Raw genomic sequence first — 12,515 nt, forward strand, 5'->3', positions numbered from 1 at the left:
GGAGAAATATATCTTTTGTAAGCGTTTACTGAATGTGGAGGGGATTTATCATGATTCACGCGTTGTCAAACGGATTTTACCGCTTTTGTGAGTGGGTGATGAGGCTTGCATACCTTAATTTGCTTTGGATCGGCTTTTCTTTGGCTGGAGCGGTCGTCTTTGGATTAGCGCCGGCGACTGCCGCCATGTTTGCCGTGACGAGACAATGGGTCATGGGCAATACAGATATCCCTGTTTTTCAGACGTTTTTTCAGACGTTTAAAAAAGAATGGGCAAAGTCAAGTGTTCTCGGCCTTATTTTATCGTCTATCGCCCTTCTTTTATATGTTGATTTTAACATTGCAGCCGTTTATTTTCACGATCAGCCCGCCGTATTCAGCATATTTATCAGTTTATTTATCATTTATGCCATTATCCTCTTATACACTTTTCCAATTGATGTCCACTTTGAGATGAAAAGAATCGAAGTCCTGAAATACAGCTTTATGATCGGCTTCTCCCGTCCGCTCATCACCTTTTTGATGATATTCAGCGCACTTGGAATGGCGCTGCTTACTTTATTTCACGTCACATTTCTTTTATTTTTCAGCGGCAGCGCATTAAGCTTGATTTTAACAAAATTGGCGTTTCGCGCTTTTCGATCAATTGACGGACGTCATAAAGACAAACAGGCTGCCTTCACGCGTATGAAATGAAGGTGTTTTTTCAGTGAACAGGTATCAGCATTTAAAAATTAAAGATCAACTGTTTATTTTGATTTCGCTCATTATGGCTGTTTCACTGATTTTGATTTTCAGCGGGGTTCAATACGCATTTCGCGTGTATGATCAGCAGATATACAGAAAATCGTCGCAAGTGCTGATGATGTCGTCAAAAAGCATTGAAGACGAACTGAAAAAAATTGAAGATGTCTCATATCAAATTACGACTGATCAAAACATTCAAGCCAACCTCTTAAAAGCTGGCCGCGATCAAAACAAATACGGCCGGTATCGGATGAAAAGAGAAATTTGGGATCAGCTTGCCGAATTTACCGGGTCGAAGCGATATATTAAATCGATTCATTTATTCGATGCTTTCGGGACGGAATATTCAGCAGGAGCAAGCTCTGCCGAGGCATTAAAAGAGCGGCGAAACATGCTGGCTGAAAAAGCGTCGCGCCAAAAAGGCGGAAACGTGTGGGTGACAATGCCTGGCGCAAACGGCGAGATTTTATCCGTCAGGGAAATCCGTTCCTATCAAAACTTAAACCTCGATCATCTTGGAATCGTTCTGATTGTGACCGATTTGCAAAGCATTGTCGCCGACCTTCCGAAGGACTTGGGGGAAGGGGCGGGGAAGATCGCAATGTCTGACGGCCGGAATGCCTTTTTTTCAGAAAGCCCTTTGAGCCGGATGGAAGAGCTCCGCTTATCATCTCCTGATCAAAACGGATACGACATTGTCGAAGAAAACGGCCAGCGCTTTTTCATCTCATATGTCAAGTCCTCGTATGAAAATTGGACGTATTGGAGTCTGATTCCTTTTGACACCATGTTTTCGAAAATATCAGCGATGAAATCCATACTCATCTCCCTTTTTATTCTCTTCTTTTTGACTGCCGTCCTCTTTGGAAGAAAAATGGCCAGGGGCATTACGAGTCCCATTGAGAAACTGGTAGCGGCCATGAAAAATGTGCAAAACGGCGATTTCAAAACAAAGCCGCTTTTTGTGGCTTCACCTGAGCATCAAGACGAGGTCAGTGTGCTGAACCGCAATTTTATCACGATGATTGAGCGAATCAATGAATTAATAGCGGATAACTATGAGAAGCAGCTGATGCTCAAAGAAACAGAATTTAAAGCGCTCCAGGCGCAAATCAACCCCCATTTTTTATACAACACATTAGAGTCGATCAATTGGCTGGCCAAGACAAACCGGCAGCCGCAAATTTCAAAGATGACCGAATCTCTCGGATTTTTGCTGCGGAATGCCATCAATATGAAAACCGATGTCTTGACGATTGAGGAAGAAGCCGAGATCTTGCTTCATTACTTTACGATTCAGCGGTTTCGTTTTGAAGAAAGGCTTATGTTTGACGTTGAGATCGATCCTCTCGTCAAAACGTGTCCCGTACCGAAGCTGGTCCTGCAGCCGCTGGCTGAAAATGCGATTTCCTATTGTCTTGAGCCGGTCATTGAACCTTGCCAAATCAAGATCAAAGCGTGCAAAGAGGGAGAATTCGTTTATTTAACGGTTGCTGACAACGGCCCGGGAATGGATGAAGGTTTTTTAGAAAAAGCGCGAAAGGGGCTCGTTCAGACAAGAGGCAGAGGCATCGGCCTGCAAAATATTGATGAGCGGATCAAGCTGATGTTTGGCCAAAGGTATGGCTTAAACATTTCAAGCGAAAAAAACAAGGGAACAACAGTGAGCATAAAAATACCATTTCAAAGCGGGGTGTTATGATGTATAAAGTGCTTTTGGCCGACGACGAGCGGATTATTCTAGAGGGCATCTCAAACATGATTGAGTGGCATTCATTCGGCGCGTCATTAGTTGGCGCAGTACAAAACGGAACAGATGCCTATCAGCTGATATTGCGCGAGCGGCCTCATATTGTGATCAGCGACATTAAAATGCCGGGAATGGGGGGACTGGAGCTGATTGAGAAAGTGTCACGCGAATATCCGTCGACCCGGTTTATTCTGCTAACCGGTTTCGGCCAGTTTGAATACGCGAAAAAAGCGATGACATTCGGTGTCAGGCACTATTTGCTCAAACCTTGCAATGAAAGTCATATAACAGACTCGCTCAAGAGCGTGATCAGCGAGTTGAAAAAAGAAGAGTCGGCCAAACAGGTAAAAACAGATTTGGAGAGGATCAGGCCGCACCTTAAAAAACAAGTGTTAAAAGAGCTGATCACAGGCGAGAACATCGAAGCTGATGCGTGCTCGCGTTTTTTTGCGGAGCCAAAGAATATAAAGCTTATCTTGTTTTCAGTTCGAAGCGAAGTGGAGAGGCGTCATGTTTCAGACTTGGAAAAGATAGCCGGTGATATCCTCAAGTGCTCTGTGATCACTTCCGTCCGGCTCAAAGATGCACTTGTATTCGCTGTTAGAGCAGAAGGGGATGATAAAAGGCTCGAGAAAAAAATCGACGGCATTATAAGGCGCTCATACGAGCAATTTCAGTTTGAACCGGCGGCCGCTTTGAGCGGAAGCGGCGAAATCGCCAAAGCGCCCGTTCTATATGAACATGCGCGATCTAAACTGCATAAACAGACCAGTGAAGCAGAAGGGCAATCATCGGCATTAATCCGGAAAATGCTTGACCTGATTCAACAGGAAGCCGCCAACCCGAAGCTTTCACTAAAATGGGCGGCTCGAAACATGCTGTATATGAACCCGGATTATCTCGGCAAGCTGTTTAAACAGGAAACAGGTGAAAAATTTTCAAGCTATGTGACGAAAGTCAGGATTGAAAAAGCAATGGCAAAAATGGAGCAGACAAGCGCTATCACGATCGGAACATTGGCAGAGGAATTGGGATTTGGCAACAACCCGAAATACTTCAGTCTCGTCTTTAAAAAGTATACGGGCTATACACCGTCTGAGTACCGAAAAAGAGAAGAAAATCCGATCTAAAGCTGCCGGCACAGTCCGATGGCTTTTTTATATGGAAACAGAACTGACGGGATCTCTGTTTTTTTAACATTCTTCTCTGTTTTTTGAGTTTTTGGGACGGGATGATGTCATTAAAATAAAATGTAAGCACTTACAAAAAGAGGAGGATGTTGATGAAAAGATTCGTGCTTTTCTCTTTATGCGCTTTCTTGATGCTTGGCCTTTACGGGTGCAGCTCCAACAGTGAAGAAACAGCGGGCGCAGACGGCAAAAAAACGATCACCTTGAGGGTCGCCTGGTGGGGCGGACAGCCGCGGCATGATTATACAACGAAAGTCATTGACATGTATGAAAAGGAAAATCCGCATGTCAAAATCGAAGCGGAGTTTGCAAATTGGGACGACTATTGGAAAAAGCTCGCTCCGATGTCAGCGGCCAACCAGCTGCCGGATGTCATCCAAATGGATACCGCCTATTTATCGCAATACGGGGAAAAAGGGCAGCTTGAAGATCTCTCAGCTTATGTGGAAGATGGTACGATCAACACCGATGCAGTCGATGATAAGACAATCAAGGGAGGTGACATCGGCGGCAAGCTGTATGGTTTTCCGCTCGGGGTCAATGTGCTGTCAGTCATTACAAATGATGACCTTCTAAAAGACGCCGGCGCGACGATTGATGATGAAAGCTGGACATGGAACGATTTTGAAAACCTTGCGCTCAAAGTGAGGGAAAAGACCGGCCAATACGGGTCAAACGGAATGCATCCGCCTGACGTCTTTTTTCCATATTATCTCAGAACGAAAGGGGAGCGTTTATATAAAGAGGACGGAACGGGCCTCGCCTATACAGATGACAAGCTGTTTGTCGATTACTTTAAAAGGCAGGTGAAGCTTGTTGATGGGAAGGCTTCTCCGACGCCTGATGAAAGTGCGCAAATTAGAGGAATGGAAGACGATTTTATTGTAAAAGGAAGAACGGCTGCGACCTGGAATTACTCCAATCAATATTCGGCGTTTGCCCAGCTGACGGATGCGCCTCTTTCATTGCATCTGCCGCCCGAGCAGACGAAAGAAAAAGCGCTGTTTTTAAAGCCGAGCATGCTGTTTTCCATTCCAAAGAGTTCAAAACATAAAAAAGAGGCGGCTAAATTTATCGATTTCTTCATCAATAATGAAAAAGCCAATACGCTGATTAAAGGCGAACGGGGGGTTCCGGTCTCTTCCAAAGCGGCTGAAGCGGTGAAGTCAGAACTGAATGAAGAGGAAAAAAAGATTTTTGAATATGTCGAACGGGCTTCTAAACATGCAGGTGAATCAGATCCGCCCGAACCGATAGGCAGCGCTGAGATTATCAAATTGTTGAAGGATACTTCAGACCAAATTTTATTTAAAAAAATCACACCTGAACAGGGAGCCGTCAACTTCAGAAAAGAAGCGGACGCCATACTGAAACGAAATGAACAAAGGTAAGCCGGGCAAAGAAAGCAGCTCGGCCTGCAAGTCCAGGAGGATGTGAAAGTGAAGCGAAAATTACGAAATGACAACCTGGCGGGTTATGCGTTTATTTCTCCGTTTATTATCGGCTTTCTCTGCTTTACCGTGATTCCAATGGGGGCCTCGCTGCTGCTGTCTTTTACCAATTATGATCTGTTTACAACGCCCCAGTGGATCGGCTTGGACAACTACAAAACGATGCTGACAGATGATGAGAAGTACTGGGGTTCATTGAAAGTGACGTTTTATTACGTGCTTGCCGGCGTGCCGCTCAGGCTGGCCTTCGCGCTTTTCATCGCGGTGATTTTGAACAGGGCAGAAAAAGGAGTCGGAATTTATCGGACGCTCTTTTATCTTCCGTCTATCATCGGCGGAAGTGTGGCCGTCGCGATTATGTGGCGCAATGTGTTTGGAAACGACGGTGTCATCAATGCGCTCCTGTTTTTTATCGGCATCGATCAAAAGATTCTTTGGTACCAGGACCCGACAAGTGCATTGTGGACCTTGATCCTTCTGTCGGTATGGCAATTCGGCTCTTCAATGCTGATCTTTCTGGCCGGATTGAAAAATATTCCGCCGATGTATCAGGAAGCGGCAAGCGTCGATGGCGCAAACAGGGTGCAGCGATTTTTTATGATTACACTTCCGCTGCTTAGTCCGATGATCTTTTTTAACTTGGTGATGCAGACGATTTCCGCGTTTATGACCTTTACGCCCGCTTATATTATTTCTAAAGGAGAGGGCGGTCCGCTTGATGGGACGCTTTTGTATTCGCTTTATTTATTCCAGCGTGCCTTCAACTTTTTCCAAATGGGCTATGCCTCTGCTATGGCGTGGGTGATGCTCATTTTGATCGGCCTTGTGACATTCATTTTATTTAAAACATCATCCTTGTGGGTGCATTACGAATCAAAGGAGGAATAACAGATGGAGCCGGTAAAGGAAACTCCCGGGAGGACGGGGGCTGTACCGCTTGCCGCAAGGAGCGGAAAAAGCAAAACGGGACAGATCGTCTTCCATGCTGCAACGACTGGTCTTGCGATCATTCTTCTGTATCCCGTCATATGGCTGATGGTCAGCTCATTTAAAGAAAGCGCGAGTATTTTCACGACGTCCCATTCGTTAATTCCCGATCCTTTTGTCATATCCAATTATGCTGAAGGCTGGAAGGGAATCGCAGGACAGCCGTTTATCACATTCATCAAAAATTCGCTGATCATTGTCGGTTTTTCGACTGTCGGAGCCGTCCTGTCTTCCGCATTAATCGCTTATGGGTTCGCGCGGATTCCGTTCAAAGGAAAGGCGTTTTGGTTTGCCTGTATGATGGTGACGATGATGCTGCCTCACGAAGTGCTGATGATTCCGCAATACATCATTTTCGCCAAGCTGGATTGGCTGAATTCCTTCAAGCCGATTGTCGTTCCTCAGTTTTTTGGGCACGCGTTTTTTATTTTTTTGATGATCCAGTTTATCCGGACGATTCCGGTAGAACTCGATGAAGCGGCAAAGATTGACGGCTGCAGCCGGCTCGGCATCTTCTTCAGGGTGATCCTGCCGCTGATTGCCCCGGCGCTTGCCACATCTGCAATCTTTTCATTTTACTGGAAATGGGAAGAGCTGATCAATCCGCTCCTTTATTTGAACAAACCTGAGCTTTATCCGGTTTCTCTTGCGCTGAAGCTGTTTTTAGATACGGAAACCGCCTCAAATTGGGGCGCGATGTTTGCGATGTCCGTCATTTCGCTGCTGCCGGTGATGATCGTGTTTTTTGCCTTTCAAAAATCGATCGTTCAAGGAATCAGCATGAGCGGATTAAAATAAAAAGGGGAGAAGGTGTATGACAAAGCTTGTTTTTGATGAAGAAAAACTAAAAGAAGTGATTGACAGAATCGTCAAACGGACCTTTGAAATGGATTTTGAATGGGATTGGCCGGGAGGTGTGGCGTTTTACGGGGTGGCAGAAGCTTATGAAGCCACGGAAAATGAAGAATACCTCCAGCTTTTGAAAAACTGGACGGATGAAAAGCTTGAAGACGGTTTGCCTAAGCTTTCGATCAACGGTGTATCCATCGGCCATACCCTTTTGTCGCTCTATCAGGCAACAGGTGATGACCGCTATCTTGATACAGCAAGTCAAATGGCAGACTATGTGCTGCATGATGCGCCGCGGTTTGCAGACGGCATCCTTCAGCACACCGTCAATTCAGAGAAGAACATGTTTCCGGAACAGGCATGGGTCGATACGATGATGATGGCCGGCTTGTTTCTCCTCCGCATTGGGAAACTTGTCGGCAGTGAAGAATATTTTGAAGATGGACTGCGGCAGTATCACGGCCATGAGGAGTTTTTGCAGGATATGGATACCAATCTGTATTACCACGCCTGGGACAATGTGGCGAAAAACCATATGTCAGGCATATTTTGGGCGAGGGGAAATGGCTGGGCCGCTTTGACAATGGCTAAAGCGCTGCCATTGATTGATGTGACACATCCGTCTTTTATGATTATTGACGGCTCATTGAGAGATCTGCTGAGCGCGCTGGTCAGGCTCCAGCACTCTTCAGGGTTATGGCATACGGTCCTGACAGATTCTGATTCATATCTAGAGGTCTCCGGTTCTGCCGGAATTGCGGCCGGCCTTTTGTCGAGAGGCTCTTTATACCACAAATCCATTCAGAAAACACTGACTGCCATCACAGATGCAGTTGTACCGGATGGCAGGGTTGAGCGCGTTTCCGCGGGAACGGCTGTCATGAGGGATGTTCAGGGCTATAAGGATGTGCCGTATAAACGGATTCAAGGCTGGGGACAAGGGCTTGCGCTGACTTTTTTGGCAGATGTCGTCCGCTCTAAATCCCGCGCATTTCAATAAAAATTGAAAAAGAAACATTCTTTTCATTTGCAGTGGGGGGAGAGGAATGAAAAAGCTGCATCAAAGACATGTTTCACGGCGGAAGGGGACCTATTTTAAGAAAAGCTTTGTGTTGATATTGCTGATCGCGTGTATACCCGGTTTATTAACAGGCGCAGGCATCTATTTTTTCTCAGCCGCAAAAATTGAAAATGAGCTTCAGCATCTGCATAAAAGCCAAGTCGGACGCCAAATCAGCCAGATCGATGACAAGCTGGAAGGGCTTGAGATCATGCTCTCCCAGCTGGCATATGATACGCGGCTGATGAACGGCCTTGCTCATACAGACTTAAAGACAGACTTTCACACGACATACCGATTGTCAAAATCACTGTTTATGCTTCAGGACCAAAATCCGCTCATAAAGCAGGTTGAATTATTCATTCATGATGAACAGCCGCAGCTGCTAAATCCCGAATACAGCGGAATGACCGATAGAAATGCCCTGAAAGTGTATGATTCACTGCTTTCCGGCAAAAAAAACGTCTATTGGAAAAAATGGCGCGGCAGCTCTGGAGACATGGCTCTTATTCATAAAATCCCGGGCGGCATTTCCGAGCCGTTCGGCGCCCTGATTTTAACCGTTAACAAAAGAGAAATGAAGCATTTGCTGGAAAGCCTGTCACCTTATTCAAAAGGAACGGCTCTGCTTCTCAGCCGGGATCAGCGGGCCGTTTCTTCTGCAAACGAGGGTGGCAAAGGTAATTTTGAAAGCGCTTTAAAAAATCGAGTCAAAAAAAAGCCGAATAAAGACGGTTCCTTCTTCATGAAGTGGAAAGGGGAGAATTATTCGGTTTCCTACGGTCAGATGGACAGGCTCGGCCAGGAATGGACCTATGCTTCTGCTTCGCCGATGTCGTCCATTACAGCCCCGGTGCTGTTTTTATCTAAACTAGTCGCAGCAGTCAGCATGGCCGGGATCATGTTGGCTGTCATTCTCACATGGTATGCCTCACATAAAATCTACTCGCCTGTCGCAAAGCTTATCCAGCTTTGCTCAGGAGAAGAAAAGAAAACCGTCTCCGCTCTAGGACGCGATGAATTTCGTTGGCTTGAACAGCGCTGGGAAGACATGTCAAAAGAGAGCGGGAAGCTGAAAAAGCAGATGATGACCCAAATGTCCCAAGTGACAAGCGGATTTTTTCAGCGGCTCCTCCAAGGATCTTTTGCCGATGAATCAGAGCAAAACTTGAGGAACCGTCTGAAGGGATGGGGCTGGGAAGCAAAAGACAAGATATTCATCATCATTGATATCCAGGTGACAGGCCTCCATGAGAGAGCCGGTTCTTTTGCCAATGAAGATGAAGGCTTGGTCAATTTCATGCTTGACAATATCACCCGTGAGCTGGCCGGCAAAACATTTAAACAGATGTATATCACCGATGTTCGCTCTTTATCGCTTGCGATATTGCTGATGAGCAGCCGGAAAACGGCATTGAAGGAAGAAATCGCACAATTTGTCCGCGAGCTGACGGAAATGATCCACACATTTTGCAGGCTTCATATCACGGCTACGCTCTCTATACCGGTCAGTTTGGTAAAGGACATTCCTGTCATTTATGAAGAGGTGAAGGCAGGAAAGCTTTACAGGCAATTTGAAAATTCGAGCCAGCTGATCGATTTAAATCAGCTGGAAGAGAAGGCGCCATCGGAATCTTATTATCCGTTTGCCCTTGAAAAAAAGGTGATTCAAGCGATTCGTCTTGAAGAAAAAGATCAAGCCGAAAGTTTGATCAAGCTTTTTATTCAAGAGCTTGCGGAAAAAGGGAAAACGGAGATTCGCATCCAGCCGGGGATGATTCAGCTGTTTGCAAGAATTCAGGAGGAGATTTTTCATTCCGGTCTTCATCCGTATGAATTATTTGATCAAAAAGATCTGATGCGGGAACTGGCGGAGCTCAGAGAGCCATCGCATGCCGTCGTGTGGATGATGGAACGTGTCGTCGGCCCATATCTCAAAGAACTTGAAGGCAGAAACAACAGGCGGCAAAAGCTGCTTGTCGAACAGGTGCTTGGGATGATTCATGAAAATTATATGAATGATCTTTCACTTGAAAGTTGCGCTGATGAAGCGGGAACGAATTCATATACGCTAAGCAAGGCGTTTAAGCAGGTAACCGGTATTAATTTTATCGATTATGTGACGCGCATGCGGATTGAAAAAGCAAAAGAGCTGCTCCTTGAAACGAATAAGAAAATACATGACGTTTCAGAGGAAGTCGGCTACAGACACAGCTATTTCAACCGGATTTTTAAAAAACAGGTCGGGATACCGCCGAGCCGCTACAGACAAATTCATCAGGAACCATCATGAAAAGGAGAGGAATCATGAAGAAAACGAATGAAAAACCAAAAGTAGCCGTGTATTTGGCGGGGGATTCGACCGCAGCCGACTGTCCTCCTCATGAAGCTCCGATGGCCGGCTGGGGCCAGCTGCTCCCGCTGTATTTTACAAGCGAGGCCAAAATCGTCAATCTGGCGAAAGGCGGGGCAAGCTCCAACCGCTTCATCACAGAGGGGCGTCTTGATGACATCGCCGGCCGGCTGGCGGAAGGGGATTATGTACTGATTCAATTCGGTCACAATGATCAAAAGGCGTACGGCACAGATCCGTTCACATCGTATCAGGCGCATCTTGCCCGCTATGTGAAAGCCGTTCGGGCAAAACAGGCGTTTCCGGTTTTTGTTACACCTGTCCACAGGCGTTATTTTGATGAGAATGGAAGCGTCGTCAACACGCTCGGCGACTTTCCGAAAGCGATGATTGAGCTTGCAGAAAACCTCGATGTTCCGCTCATCGATTTATGGTCAAAAACGAAGGCCCTCTATGAATCTTTCGGAATCGAAGGCTCAAAGCGGCTGTTCGTTCACTTTCTGCCGAATGAGCATCCCCATTATCCTGACGGGATCGAAGACAACACCCATTTTTCTGAAAACGGAGCCCGTCAGATTGCAAAGCTTGTCACAGAAGGCATCAGGGAGCTTTGTCTTCCTCTTTCGGCTTATCTTCAGACGGAAAGGAGAAACTGCAATGTCTAACAATAACAGGCGGGAAGGAAGCGTCATCTATCAAAATTGTTTGGCATCTGCCGAAGATCTTCGCGGCTGGGTCATGGAAGGGGAAGGCAAGATCAGTTTTCCGTTTGGCAGACTGCATCTGGAAAACAAACTTGATCCGGAAGATTACGGAGATGATGCACACTTTGTCTACTGGTGCCCGGAGACATTTCCGGATGAAATGATTGTGAAATGGGACTTCTATCCCGTGAGAGAGCCCGGATTGTGCATGATATTTTTCGCGGCTTCCGGACGGAATGGAGAAGATCTGTTTGACCGGAAGCTGGCAGAGAGAACCGGAAAGTATCCGGAATACCATTCAGGTGATATCAATGCCCTGCATCTATCCTATTTCAGGCATAAGCATGATAATGAGAGAGCGTTCAGAACATGCAATCTCCGGAAAAGCCACGGTTTTCATCTTGTGCAGGAGGGAGCCGACCCGCTTCCGCCCGCTGCTGATGCTCTTCCGCCTTATCGGATGAGACTCGTGAAAGACGGGGCATACGTTCATTTTTCGATCAACGGGCTGACCATTCTGGAATGGACGGATGACGGCAGCCGCTTTGGCCCGGTTTATGGCGGAGGAAAAATCGGTTTCAGACAAATGGCGCCGCTGAAAGCGGCATACGGTCATTTTGAGGTGCGCCAGCTGCTGCGCGTCTAGAGGAAGAAGGGAGGATCATCATGCGGGAAAATGGCGTGATGGCGATGATTTACGGCGGCTGTGAAGCGGTCATGAAGATCGCCTTGCTGAACGGGCTGTGGCTTTTGTTTACGGTGGGCGGAGGCATCGTTTTCGGCTGGGCTCCGAGCACGGCCGCAATGTTCGCGATTGTCCGCAAGTGGCTGCTCGGTTATACAGATCTGCCGATTTTGACAATCTTTTATCAAACGTACAAAAAGGAGTTTATCAAAACAAACGGACTGGGCCTCATACTTGCAGCTGCCGGATATATTTTAATCGTCAACTATCAATTTTTTCATGCTCGCGCAGACTTGTTTTCGATCATGATCAGTTATGTGACATTGCTGGCCGGACTGGCATACTTGGTGATTGTCGTTTATATTTTTCCGCTTTATGTTCATTTTCAGCTGCCCTTTGTCCGCTATTTTTCCCAGGCTGTACTGATCGGTCTGCTTCGCCCTTTGACTACGGCCGGGATGGCCGCAGCGGGCGCGGTGGTCGTCTATGTTTTGTTGACTTTACCGGGACTGATTCCGTTTTATGGTGTCAGCTTATTTGCTCTTGTATTTATGTTTATCGCACATCGCTGTTTTTTGCGCTTGGAAGTGTGACCGATTTCGGGCAAAAAAAGAGAAAGAAAGGCAAAAAAGTGTCAATTTCATAGTTTATGCCGTGATATCACGGTCTGTCTTTGCCATTTCATATTCATTGTCCATGCAAAAAAGTGCGATTGAATAAAAATGGAAGTCATAATAGAA

The 12,515-nt window shown here is 46.3% G+C and carries 11 protein-coding genes; all 11 read left to right on the forward strand.

Annotated features, from left to right (window positions below; genetic code table 11):
- The first annotated feature begins 50 nt into the window (after positions 1-50).
- Positions 51-695 carry a YesL family protein gene (locus tag BTA30_RS15995; RefSeq protein ID WP_076762302.1) on the forward strand — a complete coding sequence of 215 codons (645 nt, stop codon included), beginning with the start codon at positions 51-53 and terminating at the stop codon, positions 693-695.
- Positions 696-708: 13 nt separating this feature from the next.
- A complete protein-coding gene (locus tag BTA30_RS16000; RefSeq protein ID WP_076762303.1) occupies positions 709-2,448 on the forward strand; it encodes a cache domain-containing sensor histidine kinase in 1,740 nt (579 codons plus the stop codon).
- Positions 2,448-3,626, forward strand: a complete 1,179-nt coding sequence (locus BTA30_RS16005) for a response regulator transcription factor (protein WP_076762304.1) — start codon at positions 2,448-2,450, stop codon at positions 3,624-3,626. Before BTA30_RS16000 ends, BTA30_RS16005 begins: the two co-directional genes overlap by 1 nt.
- 146 nt (positions 3,627-3,772) lie before the next feature.
- Complete coding sequence (locus BTA30_RS16010) at positions 3,773-5,077, forward strand: ABC transporter substrate-binding protein (protein WP_083696824.1); 1,305 nt, start codon at positions 3,773-3,775, stop codon at positions 5,075-5,077.
- Positions 5,078-5,101: 24 nt separating this feature from the next.
- On the forward strand, positions 5,102-6,025 hold the full coding sequence (locus BTA30_RS16015) for a carbohydrate ABC transporter permease (protein ID WP_192855958.1): 924 nt from the start codon (positions 5,102-5,104) through the stop codon (positions 6,023-6,025).
- A 3-nt stretch (positions 6,026-6,028) separates the two neighbouring features.
- On the forward strand, positions 6,029-6,922 hold the full coding sequence (locus BTA30_RS16020) for a carbohydrate ABC transporter permease (protein WP_076762307.1): 894 nt from the start codon (positions 6,029-6,031) through the stop codon (positions 6,920-6,922).
- Positions 6,923-6,938: 16 nt separating this feature from the next.
- Positions 6,939-7,973: a glycoside hydrolase family 88/105 protein gene (locus tag BTA30_RS16025; RefSeq protein ID WP_076762308.1), complete on the forward strand. Its 1,035-nt coding sequence runs from the start codon at positions 6,939-6,941 to the stop codon at positions 7,971-7,973.
- Positions 7,974-8,019: 46 nt separating this feature from the next.
- On the forward strand, positions 8,020-10,326 hold the full coding sequence (locus BTA30_RS16030; protein WP_076762309.1) for a helix-turn-helix domain-containing protein: 2,307 nt from the start codon (positions 8,020-8,022) through the stop codon (positions 10,324-10,326).
- A 14-nt stretch (positions 10,327-10,340) separates the two neighbouring features.
- On the forward strand, positions 10,341-11,051 hold the full coding sequence (locus BTA30_RS16035) for a rhamnogalacturonan acetylesterase (RefSeq protein WP_076762310.1): 711 nt from the start codon (positions 10,341-10,343) through the stop codon (positions 11,049-11,051).
- Complete coding sequence (locus BTA30_RS16040; protein ID WP_076762311.1) at positions 11,044-11,736, forward strand: DUF1961 family protein; 693 nt, start codon at positions 11,044-11,046, stop codon at positions 11,734-11,736. The genes BTA30_RS16035 and BTA30_RS16040 overlap by 8 nt, the downstream gene beginning before the upstream one ends.
- 20 nt (positions 11,737-11,756) lie before the next feature.
- Positions 11,757-12,368, forward strand: a complete 612-nt coding sequence (locus BTA30_RS16045; protein WP_076762312.1) for a YesL family protein — start codon at positions 11,757-11,759, stop codon at positions 12,366-12,368.
- The last annotated feature ends 147 nt before the right edge of the window (positions 12,369-12,515 follow it).

The organism is Bacillus swezeyi (genome assembly GCF_001969815.1).
GTDB classification, from domain to species: Bacteria; Bacillota; Bacilli; order Bacillales; family Bacillaceae; genus Bacillus; species Bacillus swezeyi.